This is a genomic window from Microcoleus sp. Pol12B4 (genome assembly GCF_036701385.1).
In the GTDB taxonomy this organism is placed as follows: domain Bacteria; phylum Cyanobacteriota; class Cyanobacteriia; order Cyanobacteriales; family Microcoleaceae; genus Microcoleus.
Map to the genome: position 1 here is coordinate 1 of NZ_JAUBQR010000057.1, position 18,302 is coordinate 18,302.

Consider the following 18,302-nt stretch of genomic DNA (forward strand, 5'->3'; position numbering starts at 1 on the left):
TTTGTTTGAATGGGAGAGAAGGAAGGGCGATCGCCCCAGCAATATCAATCCTCTACTCAATAGCTTTAGCGATCGTTTGATGATGTAGACTCTCCCTCATCATTATCAAAAAAACGACTAAACTAAGCGCTATTTCTCGACTAGCTTTTAACTAGAATTGCTTCTCATCCTGATGTTGTCGTCAAATCGAGGTGAAGTCAACTGGCTGTGCATATTCTGCACAATTGTGTCCCATTAGGTGATTCAGCTTTTGGGAGATGTCTAATGTTTCTGGGCCCAATGACAACTTGAGTAATTTGACTGAATTCTGTCTGCTATGGAAATAGCGATCGCCTCTAGAGGCAGTTATACATAATATAAACATTTTGTCAATGCGTAAGTCCTAGAAGTAAGATACTGGGGAGCGGTCTTTTCTGAGGATTAGCAACAATTCTATACATAAACTTGTCAAAAAATGTATTATTATATGGTTTCAAATAATTGAATATTTTTCAAAGGAAAGACTCTTCCGTAGAGAAGAGGATAGAATAGTTATACAACTAGAGTCTTGTGTAGGAATTTTAATTAATGTAATGTAATAAAAATGACATAAATTAGCATATTCGTTCAACTATAATACGTATTGCTGGGTCAAAGACAGCATAATATTGATATTAACCAAGTACCTGCTGGACAAATTCTAAAATAGCCTCAGCCAGTTAGTGGATGACTGCAAGTCCCAAAGTTCCGTTAGGTCTGCTCTTGGTTCGAGCTTTTATCCTAAATATTTTTTTCGGTATACGAATAACGGGGTATGTCTCTCTACAGAATGGACAAAGAGCTACCCAATAAATTGTCAAACTCCGCCATGAGGCTAGAATACAGATTAACAATTATCCTCATAGCCATTTAAAAATTAATCATTATCCATTACTTATTTGATTATGAAAAAACACCTAAACCAGCGCCTCACAGAACCCATAAATTTAATGGCATTGTTGTTAATTTTTATATTTCCTTTTGCTCTGGTAGTTTATCAATTAATTGCTGAAATTGATATTAAAATTGAATTCGCTCAAGAAGAAAAAGTCGGCTTGGCTTATAACTATCCGTTGAAAAATTTGCTTGTCGCTGTTATTGAACACCGCACGCAAGTTAATCAATATTTAAATGGGGACAAGTCTTTAGCCCCTGCGATCGCCACGGCAACAGAAAAGATCGAGACGGCAATCCAAAACCTCAATGCCGTGGAAAAACAGCTATCGCCCCAATTTAAAACTAGCCCGCAATGGCTAGCGCTCAAAACTTCCATTAATGGCAACTGGCAGCGATTAAAAAAGCAAAAATTAAACTTATCTCCTACCCAAAGCTGGCAAGCACATACAACTGTTGTTAACGATATCCTCGATTTAATTGCCCACATTGGAGATGTTTCTAATCTCATTCTCGATCCATCTTTAGACAGTTATTATTTAATGGATACCGTTGTCACGCAGCTACCATTAACGATAGAGAATACGGCTCAAGCTAAAGATCTCGGTGCAAAGATAGCCACTCAACAAGCTAAACAAAAAATTGCAGACAGCGATCGAGCCAAACTTTTGATTATTCGGAGTTTAATTGCACCGCCTATCCAAGCAGTGCAAAGAGGCTTGCAAATTTCTGCTAATGCTAATCCGCAAATTCAGCGGCAGCTATCCACTAGCGTACGCGAAAATTTCAAGGATATCAAAAGATTTATTGACTTACTCGACAAAGATATCATTAATGCCAATACCATCAACTTACAGCCATTCGTATATACAGCTACAGCCACAACTGCCCTAGAGTCCCAATTAAAACTTTACAATACAGCTTTTCCACTTTTAGATCGTTTATTGGAACAGCGACTGAATCAGTTAGTTAGTAGAAAATATCAAATCATCGGGTTTGCACTGCTAGTATTAGCGGTAGTGACTTACATTTTTATAGCTTTTGTCAGCAACCGCAAAAAGCGCCTGCAATTTGAAAAAGAATTACAAGCTGCTGAAGCCAAATATCGCAGCATTTTTAACAATTCAATTAATGGAATTTTCCAAGTTACGCCAGCAGGGGAATATCTTAGCGCTAATCCAGCCTTGGCTGAAATTTATGGTTACAATTCTTCTGACCAATTAATTGGCAAATTAACCAATATTAAACAACAACTTTATGTAGATCCCAACCACCGAGAAGAATTCATAAAAATTATAAGCGATTGCGGTAGTGTTGCCGATTTTGAATCTCAAGTTTATCGCCGCGACGGTAGTATTATTTGGATTTCAGAAAATGCTCGCGCTATGTGTGATGAAAATGGCAATATTCTCTACTACGAAGGTACAGTAGAAGACATTACCGAATACAAACGTGCCGAACAAGAAATTTATGCCGCTAAAGAAGCCGCAGAAAATGCCAACCGCGCCAAAAGCGAGTTTCTGGCTAACATGAGTCACGAACTGCGAACCCCACTCAACGGGATCTTAGGCTACGCCCAAATCCTCAAACGTTCTGTAAAACTAGGAGAACACGAACAAAATAGTATTGAAATTATCTACCAGTGCGGTTCTCACCTGCTAACTTTGATTAACGATATTCTCGATCTGTCTAAAATAGAAGCTCAGAAAATGGAACTCTACCCTACAGAATTTCATTTTCCCGCTTTTCTACAGGCCGTTGCCGAAATTTGTCGGATTCGCGCCGAACAAAAAAGTCTCAAATTTAGCTACCAACCCGATCCCGATTTACCCATTGCCATTCACGCCGACGAAAAACGCTTGCGACAAGCATTAATTAACCTTATTGGTAACGCCATCAAATTTACCAAAATAGGAGAGATAAGTTTTAGTGTCAGTTTAATTGAAAAAAATATTAATTTTTCCCATCAAACTAGCTGTAAAATTCGCTTCAGTGTCAAAGATACAGGAGTAGGAATTAAACCCGAAGAAATCGCCAAAATATTTTTACCTTTTGAACAAGTTGGATCTCGTAAAAATCAAGCAGAAGGAACGGGATTAGGACTGGCAATCACTCAAAAAATTATTCAATTAATGGGTAGTACCATTCAAGTCACCAGTCAATTACAAATGGGCAGTATTTTTGGGTTTGATTTAGAGCTATTAGAAGCCACAGAATGGGTTAATACAAGTTCTCAAACTGACAAAGGTAAAATTATTGGATTTAAAGGATCTCCCCAAAAAATTCTCGTGATTGACGATCGTTGGGAAAATCGATCGGTCATTGTTAATTTACTGACTCCTCTAGGATTTGAAGTAATAGAAGCGACTAACGGTAAACAAGGATTGAACATAGCAACTCAGGCTAAACCAGATTTAGTGATTACAGATTTAGTTATGCCAGAAATGGATGGATTTCAATTGATGGAATACTGGAAAACAAGCTTAGAATTAAAAGATATTAAAATAATTGTTTCTTCGGCAAGTGTTTTTGAAACAGACCAAAATCAAAGCTTACAAGCTGGAGCTGTTGATTTTTTAGCCAAACCAGTTCAAGCTGAAGAACTTTTAGAAAAGTTAGAACTTCATTTACAAATAGAGTGGATTTATGAAGCTGCCTCATTGATGCCTTCAGGAAGGAAACCAAATTACGATAAAATTGTTCCTCCTCCTCCAGAAGTATTAGATAGACTGTTTAATTTGGCTTTGCGAGGTAATTTGAAAGAGATTATAAAACAGACAAAAACTCTTGAAGAAACCGATCCAAAATATATGTCATTTGCGTCAAAATTGCGGCAGTTAGCTAAAGAGTTCCAAGAGAAAAAAATCCTGGAAATGCTCACTCAATACAAGGAAATAAATTTATGAACAATTTAAATTCTTACTCAAATACAATTTTGGTAGTGGATGATGTCCCTGCTAATTTAGGAATCTTAGCGGATTTCCTCACTGAAGCTAGTTTTGAGGTTTTGGTCGCTCAAGATGGAGAAAGTGCTATTCAAAAAATAAATTATGTGATTCCAGACATAATTTTATTAGATATAATGATGCCCGGAATAGACGGATTTGAAACTTATACACGCTTGAAAGAAAACCCCTTATGGAGTCAAATTCCTGTAATTTTTATTACGGCTCTTTCTGAAACAGATAATGTTGTCAGAGGTTTATCTTTAGGAGCCGTAGATTATATTATTAAACCTTTTCAAAAAGAAGAGGTTTTAGCGAGAATTAAAACGCATTTAGATTTGCGGCATTTAACTAAAACTATTGAAGTTAAAAATCAGCATTTATCACAAGAAATTGCGGAACACGCCAAGGCTCGTGCAGACTTAAAACAGCTAAATCAAGAATTGGAAATCCGAGTCAAAGAACGAACAGCAGAACTGTCTCAAACGCTGCAAGACTTGTACAGAAGTCAAGCTCAATTGGAGCATAATGCCTTCCATGACTCCTTAACTGGTTTGCCAAATCGAGACTGGTTGATTAAGAAGTTGCATGAGTTAATTGCAGCAAACACAAGTTATTCTGTTTTGTTTGTTGACTTAGATCGTTTTAAAATTATAAATGATAGCCTAGGACATTTAGCAGGAGACGAGCTACTAAAGTGCGTAGCCAAGCGGATGCAAGGGTGTTTAAAACCTTGCCAAATATCAACGCGAATGGGTGGGGATGAATTTGTTATTTTACTAGAAACAGAAACCGGAACTTTAGTCGCTCAAAAATTATTAGAACAGTTTAAGTTACCCTTTAATTTTAATGAATATGAAGCTATCGTAGAAGCGAGTATTGGTATAACTTCTAGTGCAATAAATTATCAACACCCGATGGATATCCTTAGAGATGTGGATATTGCGATGTATCGAGCCAAAAAGCAGGGAAGTGGTAACTATCAGGTTTTCGATCCGCAGATGCAAGCGGATGCAATCGCACGCCTCGAACTGGAGCAAGACTTGCGAAAAGCGATCTCTCAACAAGAATTTTGCTTATACTATCAACCTATTGTTTCCCTCATTACTGAAGAAATTAAAGGTTTTGAAGCTTTAATCCGCTGGAATCATCCCAAAGGCATGATTTCACCCGATCAATTTATCCCTGTTGCTGAAGAAACAGGATTAATTAATCCTTTAGGTTGGTGGATTTTACGGGAAGCTTGCAGCCAGTTAAGACGTTGGCAAGAGGAATTGCCTGACCTGCCTTTGAAACTGAACGTTAACTTTTCTCCTATTCAATTCCAGCAAGTTAATTGCTTGGAACAAATTGCAGAAATTTTACAAGAAACTGGGATAAAGAAAAACACTTTAAATATAGAAATTACTGAAAGTTGTCTATTAAAAACAACAAGTTTTAACTTTGAATTTTTAAAAGCTATGGGGGTTGGTATATGTATCGATGATTTTTGTACTGGCTACTCTTCATTAAGTTTACTCAAAGAGTTGCCAATTGATACTTTAAAAATCGATCGTTCCTTTTTGCAAAACTTGGCTCGAAATCCCAACGATACAAGTTTAATTCAAACAATTATATTATTAGGTAAAAATTTAAATATGGAAATTGTTGCTGAAGGATTGGAAACTCAAGAACAAATACAAATTCTTCGAGAACTAGGATGTATTTTCGGACAAGGTTACTTTTTTTCTCGCCCCTTAGATAGTCATAACGCCACGCGGTTTATAGGCTTATAATTGAAATAATTTTGTGTTATTTTCCATCATCAATTTGATTTTTGTTATCGGCTTTGTAATCGTTAATTAATAACCGTAATTGTTTTTCCTGAAAGCTTGCAGCCAATTCACCTACCCGTTCGGCAAAGGGAATATATTTTGCATCCAATTTTTTTAACTGTTCAACTTGTTGAGTCACTGCTTTTAAATTACCTCTCATAACCAAATCGTATAAAATTACCAGTTCTTCATCTGGTGGAGGGACTAACAAAGAAGCTGAATCCGATCGCACGAATTGATTGACATTTTGATTGAGGTGAGATGACTCTTGATATACCCAAGATATCCCTAAATGCTTTTGTAGCAATACAAATAAATCAGCCGCCTGTACGGGTTTGGGTAAAAAAGCATTTGCGCCCATATCTAAACTCTTATGCTGGTCAGCTTCAAACACGCTAGCTGAAGAAACGATAATGACTAAATCTTTAAACTTAGGTTGAGAGCGGAGACGGCTTACTAACTCGAAACCATCCATTTCTGGCATTACTAAATCAGTAATAATAGCATTAAAATCGCTACAATCGACTTGTTTTAAAGCTTCTTTGGCATTTGTAGCTTCTAGCACTTCAAAGCCAAGGGGTGCTAACAAATTAACCAGCACAGATCGATTTTCCCACTGATCGTCAACTGCGAGAATTTTCAGTTTAGTTCCTTGATAGCCAGCGATCGCAGCTTGTAGCTGAATTGCCGATTCCCATTTACTAGCAGAAGGTAAATCTAAATCAAACCAAAATTGGCTGCCAGCATTTAACTGACTGTTAACTTGAATACTGCCACCCATCATTTCGATGATTTTTAAAGTAATTGCTAATCCCAAACCCGTTCCTTCTGACATCTTATCGGTATTGCCTACCTGTTCAAAAGGTTGAAAGATTTTCTGCATTTTCTCTTCGCCAATCCCCACTCCAGTATCTTCAATTTGAAAGCGGATAGAGTTGATGGCATTTAATTCATTAGCGTTAGTTTCTAAGGGTACTGATTTTACAAGTTGAACTTTGAAGGTAACGCCCCCTCGATCGGTAAATTTTACAGCATTACCTAAGAGATTAATTAAAATCTGCCTTAAGCGTTTTTCATCCCCTTGCACGTTGGTGGGTAAGGAAGAGTCAAATTGACAAATAAAACTGATGGCTTTTTGTTCCGATCTGAGGCGAAAGATTTGGCTGACATCTTCTAAAAATGCCCAAAAATGAAATTGCGTCGGGTAAAGTTCTATTCTCCTAGCTTCGATTTTAGAAAAGTCGAGGATGTCGTTAATTAAAGTGAGCAAATGAGAGCCACATTGATAAATAATTTTTAGACTATTTACCTCTTGATTGTCTAAGTTTTTTGAACGCATGAGGATTTGAGCATAGCCTAAAATCCCGTTGAGGGGTGTGCGAAGTTCGTGGCTCATGTTTGCCAAAAATTCGCTTTTGGCTTTGTTCGCAGCGTCGGCAGCTTCCTTGGCTATTTGCAATTCTATTTCTGCTTGTTTGCGATCGGTAAGATCGGTGTGAGAGCCGACTAAACGTAGGGGTTGGCCTTCCCCATCTCGCTCGACAACTCGACCTCGCGATAGTATCCACCTGTAGCTACCGTTTTTGTGCCGCATCCGAAATTCCCAACTATAAGGTTCGTTACTTCCTCTTTTTAAATACTTTCCTAAAGAGTCTAATATCGGGTGTAAATCATCGGAGTGAATCAGTTCTTCCCAAGAACTAAACTCGTTAGAAATTTCGCTGTCTTGATAGCCTAGCATGGCTTTCCATTGGGGTGAAAAATAGATGGCGTTGGTTTGGACTTGCCAGTCCCAGATGCCTTCATTAACGCTTTCTAGGGTTAATTGATACCTTTCTTCGCTTTGCCGGAGCGTCTCTTGTATCTGTTGGCGATCGCCCATTTCTTGCTCTAATGCTTGAGTTCTTTCTGCGACTTTTTGTTCTAAGGAGTGCGAATAATCTTCTAATTGTGCGTAGGACTGCTTGAGTTGCTGGCTCATTAAATTGAAAGAAGTCGCTAAAGCGCTGATTTCTTTAACGGAGGAGGCCGTTACTTTTTGCTCGAAGTCACCGCCAGCGATCGCGCTTGTGGCTTTACCCAAACGCCGAATCGGTCGGGCTATCCATTCAGAAGTCACTATTCCCAAAACTGTTGCGAAAAATAGTGCCAAAAGACATAGTAAAATCGTCGTATGTCTACTCCTGTTAATTTGTTCCATAAAATCCTTTTCTGGAACCGCAATTACAATTAACCAATCAATCCCTTTACCATCTTGAAAAGGAACAACTTGTAGGAATTGTTTTTGTCCGTTCAGTAAAAAATCTAACGGCTGAGAATTTTTAATAGAATTGAAATTGTTAAATCGCTCTGTTAGATATTTTGCAGTCGCTTGGGTTAAAATATTTTTGCTGTCGGTTGCCAGAAATCTTTGCTTATTTCGGTATGGTTTTTCTGATGTGGAAGTAGCGACTAGCATTCCGGTTCGCTCAACAATAAAAGTTTGTCCTGTTTTCCCAACTTTTAAAGTTTGCAAAAAATTACTAATCAGGGATAAACGTAGAGTGGTAAATAATACCCCAAGAACTTTTCCTTGTCGATTAAAAATAGGTTGACTTGCTGCAATTACAGGAGTATTAATAACCTCGCCAAAATATATTTGATTCCAGATAGGTTTGCCAGCTTTTATACTCCGTTTATAAGGTTTTATTTTTCGAGTATCGAAATTATTCATAATTTTGATTAATTTCAGTCTTTCCCCTTGACTGCCAGTAGAATAAATATATAACTGATTTGTATGGGTTGTTCCTGTTGACTGAATTACCTGCTTTCCTTCATCATTAGTGTGAATAGCTACACCTTTACCTTTTTCATTTATTATTACTATGCCATTTACGCTATTAAATCTATTTTTTTGTCGCCAAATATGACGCTCCCACGCTCTCATATCTTCCATGCTCAATTGGCCCAAACTAACAGCATCAGCATTAATTTGATTAACTAAATGGGGAGCAGCAAGATAGGTATGCAAATTCTGCTCAATTCTCGTGGCAATTTCATAACGCAACTGTGCCGCTACATCATTCACAGCTTTCTGTCCGTTTTGTAACGAAAAATATCCGGTTAACCCTACGGCTGTAAAGATTTGTAAAACAAAAGGAACAATTAAGACACGGCGTAGCGGCATTTTCTGGAACTTAGCAACATTTGTACGCATAACTTTTTAGGAAAAATGTATTTGTCTATACTCTAGAGCAACAGACTATTCACCAGACGTAGGACTCTTCTGTAGAGAAAGGGAGAGGAAAGCCATAAGACTAGAGTGCGTTACAAAAACTTTACGTTAAAATAAAAAAGATTACATTGGTTAGCATCCTCGTTGAACTATAATATGATGATACACCAATGGGAGAAGGTTAATTTTTTCCCGACCCCTAGATAGTCAGAACGTCATGCAGCTTATAATTGAAAAATCATGCTGCCGATTGGCTCTGCAAACTGGCAGATTAGATAGTCAGGACGCCACGCGGCCTATAATTAAACACCAAGGAGAAGGCTAAACCTTTATGAATAATTTATCTTTCTCAAAAAACACCCTCTTAATTGTAGATGATAATCCTACAAACTTAGGTGTTATATTTAACGTTTTAGATGAAGCAGGATTAGAAGTTTTAGTAGCTCAAGATGGAGAAAGTGCGCTGCAAAAAATAGAATATGTCACTCCAGATTTAATTTTATTAGATATAATGATGCCGGGAATTGACGGATTTGAAACGTGTTCTCGACTGAAAAGTAACCCGTCAACTTCAGGAATCCCGATCATTTTTATGACGGCTCTTGGCAACACCGATCAAAAAGTCAAAGGTTTGAGTCTTGGGGCTGTAGATTATATCACTAAACCCTTTCAAAAAGAAGAAGTATTAGCTCGAATTCAAGTTCATTTAGAGTTGCGAAATTTGACCAAAGATCTGGCAAGCAAAAATCAATTGCTCCAAGAAAAAATTGAAGAAAAAACTACTTTAGAAAAAACTTTACAACAATTGAATCAAGAATTAGAAAAACGAGTTGAAGACCGAACCTCTGAACTAAAACAAGCTCTACAGACTATACAACAAGCTCAACTCCAATTAATCCAAAGCGAAAAAATGTCTACCCTCGGTCAATTAGTGGCTGGAGTGGCTCATGAAATTAATAATCCAGTAGGCTTTATCAAGGGAAACTTGACTCATGCTGAAACTTATATTCAAGATTTATTAGAAATTGTTCATCTTTATCAGCAACAGTTTCCCTCTCCAGGTGCAGCGATTGCAACTCGTGCCGAAGAAGTGGATTTAGAGTATCTCATACAAGACTTACCCGAGCTTATTTCATCCATGAAAGTGGGCGTAGAACGGATTCGTCAAATTAGTGTATCTTTAAGAACTTTTTCCCGCGCTGATAGTACATCAAAAGTAGAAGCTAACCTGCATGAAGGGATTGACAGTGCATTACTAATTCTACAACATCGATTAAAAGCAAATGATACACGTCCGAAAATAGAAGTCGTTAAACGATATGGAAATTTACCTCTAGTACCGTGCTACCCCGGACAGATAAATCAGGTATTTATTAACATTATTGCTAATGCCATTGATGCTTTAGAAGATTCTCTTCAGAAGCAAAGCTTGGCAGAAATTAAAGTAAATCCAAGACAAATTACGATTTGCACTGAAGTTGACCCCCACCGAAATCTCGCCATTATTCACATTAAAGATAACGGTTTGGGAATGCCGGAAGAGGTATGCACTAAAATATTTGATTATCTATTTACAACCAAGCCAGCAGAAAAAGGTACGGGACTGGGTTTATCGATTAGCCATCAGATTGTTGTAGAAAAACATTGTGGTCAACTGAGTTGCTTTTCAGAACAGGGTGTTGGGACAGAGTTCATTATTGAAATTCCTTTAGCCTAAAGGGAAAGCCTAGGAATTAACGAATTTATTGGAGACTAAACTGACAGAGCAGGGAACGTCTCTACTCGGTCATTCGATTTTAGATTTTAGATTTTAGATTGTGGATTGACCCCACGGATAAATTCGGGGGCTTGAGGATTTTAGATTTTAGATTTTGGATTGACTCCACGGATAAATCACGTGGCGGGTACCATCAAGAAATTCTTGGTCAATGAGACCATTCATTTAGACGCGCTATCTAGCGGTTCAAAGCAGGATTTATCAACGCCCTTGGAGAAATGATGATTTTCAGCCCCGCAGTTCCCCCAGCCAATCAATAAAAATTAAGAGAAGCCGTTAGGACTTACGCATTGACAAAATGTTTATATTTTGTATAACTGCCCCTAGAGGCGATCGCTATTTCCAGAGGAGACATAATTGAGTAAAATGACTCAAGTTGTGATTGGGCTCAGAAACGTTAGACATCTCCCCAAAAGCTGAATCACCTACTGGGACACAATTGTGCAGAATATGCACAGCCAGTTGACTTCACCTCGATTTGACGACAGCATCAAGATGAGAAGCAACTCTACTTCTCTACACTAATGCAACATTTATCAGGGTTGATAAAATGTAGTATTGTCCCTTTTTTTAAGGCTATTGTAGCAAGATTTTTCGCAAATGGTATTACTCTTTTACAAATCCCGATGAGTAAACTCCTTCGCATCCTTCCCTACATAACTAGCGGCAACATGACCATCTCCAACAACTCGATACTTATAGGTAATTAACCCTTCTAAACCCACAGGCCCGCGAGGTGGCATTTGCTGCGTACTAATCCCCACTTCTGCACCGAAGCCGTAGCGGAAACCGTCGGCAAATCGAGTCGAACAATTGTGATAAACTCCGGCCGCATCTACTCCATTTAAAAATGTTTCGGCGGTTTCGCTGTCTTCGGTAACAATGACATCGGTGTGTCTGGAACCGTATGTATTTATATGGTTAATTGCCTCTTCCACAGAATCTACTATTTTGATTGACAAAATCAAATCGCTGTATTCTGTAGACCAATCTGTTTCTGCTGCTTCGGCAATATTTTTAAGGATAACGCGAGTTTTTTCGTCTCCCCGCAGTTCGACTTTTTTCTGCTGCAAAGCTTCGGCAACAGTGGGCAGGAATTTGGGGGCGATCGCACTGTGAACTAACAAAGTTTCAATGGCATTGCAGGCGGCTGGATACTGGGTTTTTGCATCGACAGAAATGTCTACTGCTTTCTGAATATCCGCCGCTGTGTCTGCGTACAAATGACAAATTCCGTCGGCGTGTCCTAACACGGGAATCCGCGTGTTTTCCTGCACGAACCGCACGAAGGAATTAGAACCTCTGGGAATAATTAAATCTACATATTCATCCATTTTCAGCAGTTCGATTGTTTCTTCCCGCGTGGTGAGCAACTGCACGACTTCTGGATTAACCGCAGTTTCTGCTAATGCTTGATGTATCACTTTTGTCAATATTTCGCAGGACCGGACTGCTTCTTTGCCGCCTTTGAGAATGACGCCGTTTCCTGATTTGATTGCCAAGGATACTATCTGAATTAACGCCTCTGGGCGCGCTTCAAAAATAATGCCTAAAACGCCCAAAGGACAGGTGATGCGCTTCAGAATTAATCCTGTATCCAATTCACGGTGAATTTGCACGACACCGATCGGATCTGGGAGTTTCGCAACATCTCGCACGCCCGCGATCGCACTTTTCAACTTGCTCTCATCCAACTTGAGGCGATCGTACAGCGGTTTCGCAATTCCATCCGCCTGGGCAGCCTTGCAGTCAGCAGCATTCGCCGCCACAATATCCGGCGCAGCAGCTTCTAACGCTTTGGCAATAGCCTCAATAGCTTGATTTTTGGCATCAGCGGACAAAACTGCCAATTTTCTAGCAGATACGCGCGTTTTTTGGGCAATTTCAATAATAGACATGGCAGTAACTTTTAAATAGTTTTGATTGTTGGGTTTTGAATTTTGAGTTGTGAATTGAATCCGCACAAATAAATTTCGCGCCGGTTTTCAGTCTTAACAATTCTAGAGGAAATTCTATATTTTTGTTGAGACCCCTGACAGCAATCCGCATTAACAGGTTAAAACAGTGAAGTATAGATAAAATCCCACGGTCATTTCCATTTGTCAATAACCTTTGGAGATTATTATGTCATCTCATGCCCCTTTACGCAAGGCAGGGCGAGCCGCCAAAGCCGGCGTTAAACTGATACAGAAAACTGGCGGAAATCTCGTTTTAGCTTCAGGCGTCACCATCAGCCTGCTGTTTGGTATGGTGCTAGCGCTATCTTTAGCATCAGTTTTAATTCTCAACAGTCCCGATCCAGTTGCCGGATTGGCGATCGCACTTCCCATAACTCTGATTTTTAACATCGCTGCTTTTTTCCTATCGCCTTACTTGATGGACTTAAGCCAAAATTGGCTCTACAATACTCGCTGGGTTTCCCTAGCAGAAATTGAAAGCCTAAGTCCCGAAACAGCTAAAGTTATTCAGAAGGTTTGCAAGCAGAAAAAACTCTCTTCTCCGCGTTTAGGAATTATCGACGACCAAAACCCTACTGCTTTTACTTATGGTTCCTTTCCAAACAGCGCTCGCTTAGTGGTCAGTCAAGGTCTTTTTACCTATTTAGACGACGAGGAAATTGCCACTGTTTACGCCCACGAACTCGGTCACATCGTCCACTGGGACTTTGCAGTAATGACTTTAGCTTCGACTTTGGTGCAGATTACTTATTTAATTTACACTACAGCTCACAGGATGGGTCGAAGTGGTGGCGACAAAGCTAAAGATGCGGCGGGTACTGTAGCTGCTGTTGCTTATTTGTTTTACATCGCTGGCACTTATTTATTGCTGTATTTGTCGCGGACACGAGAATATTTTGCCGACCATTTTGCCGCCGAAACTACTGGCAACCCCAATGCTTTGTCTCGCGCTTTGGTAAAAATTGCTTACGGTATTTTGGAAGAAGGACAAAGGGCAAAAGAACCCAGCATTTTGTTAGAAGGAACTCGCGCTTTAGGCATTTACGATGCCAAAGCTGCCACATCTACTGGGACTGCTTACAGGATTTCTTCGCAACCAGAAAAGATTGGGCGAGTGTTTTTGTGGGATATGTTTAATCCGTGGGGTTGGTGGATGGAGTTGAACTCGACTCACCCGCTGACTGGTAAACGAGTTCGCGCTTTGAGCACTTATGCCGAACAATTAGGCTTGGATGTTGAGTTTGACATGGGCCGAATTGTCGGCGAAGGCAACGATTTGAGCAAGCGGAGATTGTACGGCAATTTTGTGTTCGATTTGCTGCTGTACAGTGCAGAAACTATGGGCTTAGCGGTGGGTTTTGCGATCGGCATTTCCCTGTATGCTGTAAACCCGATGATGATGGTTGCTTGTCCTTTAATCGGTTTGGGTACGGGAATTTTGCTCAAGACTCTGGTGATGTTCCCGAATTACCAACAAGCAGAACATTTGGATGTTTTAACCTTAATGTCTGACCCTTACGCAAGCCCTTTACGGGGTAAGCCGGCGCAACTACAAGGCGAATTAATTGGTCGCGGCGATGCGGGTTATGCCTTCGGTTCAGATTTGAAATTGCAAGACAGAACGGGAATGATTTATCTGCGCTATGCTTCTCGTTTTGGGCCAATTGGTAATTTTATGTTTGGCATGAAACGAGTTGAAAGTTTGATTGGGATGGATGTTAGGACTTTGGGTTGGTTCCGCCGGGGTGTTGCACCTTGGATGGATTTGATTCAGCTTGAAAGCGATAGCGGTACGACGGTTAAGAGTTATCACCGCTTTTGGTCTTTTGTGATGGGTATAGGGGCGATCTCGATCGGTATTGCCTCGCTCTTTATATCATTTCCTGGTTAAAAGTTGAACAGAATAAGTCTTTACTACAAATAGGTTCATAGTGAAGACTTTATTCGTTTTAAGTCAGGGTTAAGGACTCAAGCATTAGTATCAACTTTAACAGTTGACAGATTAACCTCTTTCTGAGTATAATCTCTGGCTTTTAAACCAGGGGCTTAACTGATGACCGCTCACTTTTAAGTGGTTGAGCTGATTTGAATTCCGGTGTGGAAGACAATTGCTTTAGATCGATAAATACCGAAAATTGGCTGGTATCCAACAACCCGGAATTAGGCTGTTTTTTCTTCTGCCATTTTTGACCGATCGCACAAAGTTTGCACATGATTTTAGCTCTTTTTGAGAATATAATAGTCGTTTTGGAAATCATGGGCTAGTTGCTTGATTTCAACGCTGCTAAACCCAGCTTCACTCAACAGTTGTAGCGCTTTTTCTTGACCCCACATCGCTCCCAGTCCCATGCCACCGTATGCTAAAGAAACTGTCATACAGTGCATACAAGAAATGGTGTAGAGCAACGGCGCAATGGGGTGCTCTAGATTACCCCCTACATCCGTTGTGGCGCGGATATCTTGCATCAAGTAAACACCATCGGGACGCAACGCTTTGTAGATGTTTTGTAGTACAATATCGGGTCTGGCTTGATCGTGAATTGCATCAAATGTGGCGATCCAATGGTAGCGATCGCACTCATCCAATGTGGCGGCATCCTTCACCTCAAACTGGATATTATTCAACTTCCGCAGTTGGGCTTCCGTGTTGGCATTGGCGATGGCTTCTCCCGAAAAATCGTAGCCTGTGAATCGGCTATTGGGAAAGGCTTCAGCCAGCTTGTTGAGTGCTCGCCCGCAGCCACAGCCGACATCTAGCACCTCAATACCCCGCTGCAACGCTTCGGTAAGTCCGGGAATTAGTGGCAGAATATGGTCAAATAGCGCCGATACCACGGTTTGACCGCTATCTTCTGCCATCACGGCATGAAAACGTTTGAACTCTGAGTAGGGTACACCGCCGCCTTTGTAGAAACAATCGATAATCCGGTCTTCCACCGATGCCAACACCGGAATGAATTGAGCAAAAGGAGCAATGTTGTTAGAAGCGGCAGCCCGTGTCAGGAATGCTGCATTTTCTGTCGGCAAAGTGTAGGTTTTGTCGATCGAATTATAATCCACTAAGCGACCCGTTACCATTGCACCGAGCCATTCCCTCACGTAGCGTTCGTTTAATCCCGCAGCATCGGCAATTTGTTGACTGGTAGAGGGCGGCAATTCTGCCATTGTGTCGAACAGTTCGGTGCGATGCCCGATCGAAATCATGACTGCGAGTGCGCCACTGTTGAGAATGTCCAGCATCCGTCCGGCGAATGCTTCTGCTTTGGTTTGATCGAATGTTTGTGTCATCATAATTTAATGGTTATGGTATTCAAAAGTCATTAGTCATTAGTCATTAGTCATTAGTCATTGGTTATTGGTTATTAGAACAAACAAATAACACATAACCAACAGTCAACAGCCAACCGTCAACCGTCAACCGTCAACCGTCAACAATCATTCCGGTGTTACCGGAATTGATTTCACGCATCTGTTCTTGCACCCAAATTTCAAACAATTCGCGGAGCAAACGTTGACGCATTGCTAAATCAAACTGAGCCGGAATCAATGTTTCTAATCTAACAATCGCCAGCCATCCTTCTACAGGGATAGGATGCCAAAGCTGACCGGGCCGGCTTATCGCCAACAGATGCGCCAAATGGGGGTGGATTGTGCCGAGTTCGGCCGGGCCAACGATTCCATTGACTTGAGCTTCTGGGCCTTGGGAATACTCGCGCGCCAGTTCGGCAAAGGATTGCTCTTTTTCGTAAATGCGAAAATACAGTTCTCGCGCAACTTCTGGATCTTTAACCCGAATCAAAGAATAGATGACTCGATCTAGCGATCGCTTGCTTTGCAGAAAATATGACTCTAGTTTCTGATGCCAAGTTTGGTGTTTGAATTTCTCAATTTTGAGCAGCCGGGGAATGAAAACTCTCTCTAAAAATTCCCGACTCATCCCGTGCTTTTTTAGCCAAAGCTGCTGTGTGGTTTCGTCGATCAGTTGATTTTGTTCGTAGAACTGCTGGCTGGCATTCACGATTTCTTCAGCGCTGCAATCAATGGGGGCGATCGCTTCATCAATGATGCTCTCGCGGTATAATTGGGGCAGCATTTGGTAGCTGGCAAGTCGAGGAACTATCTCCTCCCCAGAGATGGTGCGATTGCGGATTTGTAATAAAACTGCGGTCATAGCTGTCTGGCTTCAATTAAAGCCATTTGAACGAACAATTGATAGGGTAAGGTGCACAGTGTGCACCCTACAGATAGAGTTTTTACATCCAGGACTTTCTAGTTGGGAATCGGAGTCAAGGTAACAGAGTAATTAGTGTTACCTGTGAATTGAGAGGATTGAAGATAGTAGTTAGTTGCAGGAGCCAAGTTTTGGACAAATCCTTCGGAAATAGTGCCTCGCTTAACCACACTTCCAATTACCTCACCTGCATCGACGGCGCGATTGTTGTTTTTGTCTTGAATCAATCGGAGATCGGCATCAGCGCTGAGATTATTGAGACCAAAGTGATAAAATCCCTGGGTATTGACAGCGAGATGGATAGTATCGGTGGTGTCGGTGTTACCCACAGAACCTTGACGAGTTCTTGGTTGGTCGTTGGAAAAGACGGCACCGAAATCATCTTCTACGGCGAGGACTTTGCTGGGTGTTCCGATCGCGTCAGCCGATACTCTCAAATTGTAGGGAGTATCGTTGAACGCACGGTTCCGATTGACTTGCACCACGTAATTGCCTGCATCAACGTCAGCAACTGCTGAGGACAAGTTGATTACTTCATCCAAACGCAATCGATCGGAAATAGCAATTTGCTTATCGTTACTATCAACTAAGCCATTGCCATTGAAATCGCGAAATAGTTGAACATTCAGATCGTCGGTCATACCAACCAGCCCAAGGTTGATATTTTTATCGCTATCCAGACGGAAACTGTAGGTGTCTTTGCTGTTGAGATTACTGATAGTACGGCGCGGAACTACTACGGCACTATTAGATGGCAAGGTACCAAGGTCAAATTCAGCCATTTTATTTCTCCTTAAAGTGTAAAGGGATGAGTTAATTTGCTGGTTGTTTGATTAACTTGATATCAATCTAACGAGGCGATCGTTCCGAAACCGTTCCGAAAGCGTTCCCAAAGCATCCAAGCGCGATCGTCCGCGCGAATTCAAGGTTTGAGAACTTCGGCACACCAAACGCAATCGAAGGGAATTCCAGCTTTACCGTGGGCTTCTCGAATCACTTCCGCATCGGGCGCATTCAGTTCGCACACCACGCGAGTTTTATCCAGCAACGCATAGGAACGCACCCATTCAATACCTCGTTCCTGATAGCACGCTAAAATTAATCGCTGGGCTTCCTTCCACTCTTCATCGGTAAAGCCATTCGGATAACTTCCCTCCCACACCTTGAGGATTGGTTCGTTCCATACAGGTGGCACACCTTCAGGTTCAATAACTTGGGCTGTCCAAACCTTGCTAAATCCAACATCGGCTTGGCGATAAGCTTGTCGCACAGACTCTGCATCTGGTGCCTCAAAGGTGCAAATCATGCGATGGCGATCGGCTGATAGTAAAGAGTAGCACCACTTGGCATTTCTTGCCCCAAGACAATCCAAAACTCGCGTATCAGCTAACATTTCTGCGGTTATGGGTTGATCGGTCGTTGTTTCAACTTTGATGACAGACATAATGACT

At 40.9% G+C, this 18,302-nt stretch carries 10 protein-coding genes; 4 read left to right on the forward strand and 6 right to left on the reverse strand.

What is annotated here, in order from left to right; translation table 11 throughout:
* Positions 1-923 precede the first annotated feature (923 nt).
* Positions 924-3,818 (forward strand): response regulator, encoded by a 2,895-nt coding sequence (locus QUA38_RS10590; RefSeq protein WP_333161529.1) that lies wholly within the window; start codon positions 924-926, stop codon positions 3,816-3,818.
* Positions 3,815-5,632, forward strand: a complete 1,818-nt coding sequence (locus QUA38_RS10595; protein WP_333161531.1) for an EAL domain-containing protein — start codon at positions 3,815-3,817, stop codon at positions 5,630-5,632. The genes QUA38_RS10590 and QUA38_RS10595 overlap by 4 nt, the downstream gene beginning before the upstream one ends.
* Positions 5,633-5,648: 16 nt before the next feature.
* Here QUA38_RS10595 and QUA38_RS10600 read toward each other — a convergent pair whose 3' ends face one another.
* Positions 5,649-8,867 (reverse strand): ATP-binding protein, encoded by a 3,219-nt coding sequence (locus QUA38_RS10600; RefSeq protein ID WP_333161533.1) that lies wholly within the window; start codon positions 8,865-8,867, stop codon positions 5,649-5,651.
* 349 nt (positions 8,868-9,216) lie between these two features.
* Here QUA38_RS10600 and QUA38_RS10605 point away from each other — a divergent pair, with 349 nt between their 5' ends.
* Positions 9,217-10,602: a response regulator gene (locus tag QUA38_RS10605; RefSeq protein ID WP_333161535.1), complete on the forward strand. Its 1,386-nt coding sequence runs from the start codon at positions 9,217-9,219 to the stop codon at positions 10,600-10,602.
* A gap of 674 nt (positions 10,603-11,276) precedes the next feature.
* Here the strand turns inward: QUA38_RS10605 and QUA38_RS10610 are convergent.
* Complete coding sequence (locus tag QUA38_RS10610; protein ID WP_333161537.1) at positions 11,277-12,560, reverse strand: glutamate-5-semialdehyde dehydrogenase; 1,284 nt, start codon at positions 12,558-12,560, stop codon at positions 11,277-11,279.
* A 226-nt stretch (positions 12,561-12,786) separates the two neighbouring features.
* Here QUA38_RS10610 and QUA38_RS10615 point away from each other — a divergent pair, with 226 nt between their 5' ends.
* Positions 12,787-14,511, forward strand: a complete 1,725-nt coding sequence (locus QUA38_RS10615) for a zinc metalloprotease HtpX (RefSeq protein ID WP_333161539.1) — start codon at positions 12,787-12,789, stop codon at positions 14,509-14,511.
* Positions 14,512-14,837: 326 nt separating this feature from the next.
* Here the strand turns inward: QUA38_RS10615 and QUA38_RS10620 are convergent, their stop codons facing one another.
* From QUA38_RS10620 to QUA38_RS10635, 4 genes are all read right to left on the reverse strand, one after another.
* Positions 14,838-15,911 (reverse strand): class I SAM-dependent methyltransferase, encoded by a 1,074-nt coding sequence (locus tag QUA38_RS10620; RefSeq protein ID WP_333161540.1) that lies wholly within the window; start codon positions 15,909-15,911, stop codon positions 14,838-14,840.
* A 130-nt stretch (positions 15,912-16,041) separates the two neighbouring features.
* On the reverse strand, positions 16,042-16,791 hold the full coding sequence (locus QUA38_RS10625; protein ID WP_333161542.1) for a peptidylprolyl isomerase: 750 nt from the start codon (positions 16,789-16,791) through the stop codon (positions 16,042-16,044).
* Between the two features lie 98 nt (positions 16,792-16,889).
* Complete coding sequence (locus QUA38_RS10630; RefSeq protein WP_333161544.1) at positions 16,890-17,633, reverse strand: hypothetical protein; 744 nt, start codon at positions 17,631-17,633, stop codon at positions 16,890-16,892.
* 140 nt (positions 17,634-17,773) lie between these two features.
* Complete coding sequence (locus QUA38_RS10635; RefSeq protein ID WP_333161546.1) at positions 17,774-18,295, reverse strand: DUF4242 domain-containing protein; 522 nt, start codon at positions 18,293-18,295, stop codon at positions 17,774-17,776.
* Between the last annotated feature and the right edge of the window lie 7 nt (positions 18,296-18,302).

Bases quoted from the DNA above. Each gene is read 5' to 3' on its own strand.
- QUA38_RS10590 (WP_333161529.1), top strand. From the start codon at position 924: ATGAAAAAACACCTAAACCAGCGCCTCACAGAACCCATAAATTTAATG.
- QUA38_RS10595 (WP_333161531.1), top strand. From the start codon at position 3,815: ATGAACAATTTAAATTCTTACTCAAATACAATTTTGGTAGTGGATGAT.
- QUA38_RS10600 (WP_333161533.1), bottom strand. From the start codon at position 8,867: ATGCGTACAAATGTTGCTAAGTTCCAGAAAATGCCGCTACGCCGTGTC.
- QUA38_RS10605 (WP_333161535.1), top strand. From the start codon at position 9,217: ATGAATAATTTATCTTTCTCAAAAAACACCCTCTTAATTGTAGATGAT.
- QUA38_RS10610 (WP_333161537.1), bottom strand. From the start codon at position 12,560: ATGTCTATTATTGAAATTGCCCAAAAAACGCGCGTATCTGCTAGAAAA.
- QUA38_RS10615 (WP_333161539.1), top strand. From the start codon at position 12,787: ATGTCATCTCATGCCCCTTTACGCAAGGCAGGGCGAGCCGCCAAAGCC.
- QUA38_RS10620 (WP_333161540.1), bottom strand. From the start codon at position 15,911: ATGATGACACAAACATTCGATCAAACCAAAGCAGAAGCATTCGCCGGA.
- QUA38_RS10625 (WP_333161542.1), bottom strand. From the start codon at position 16,791: ATGACCGCAGTTTTATTACAAATCCGCAATCGCACCATCTCTGGGGAG.
- QUA38_RS10630 (WP_333161544.1), bottom strand. From the start codon at position 17,633: ATGGCTGAATTTGACCTTGGTACCTTGCCATCTAATAGTGCCGTAGTA.
- QUA38_RS10635 (WP_333161546.1), bottom strand. From the start codon at position 18,295: ATGTCTGTCATCAAAGTTGAAACAACGACCGATCAACCCATAACCGCA.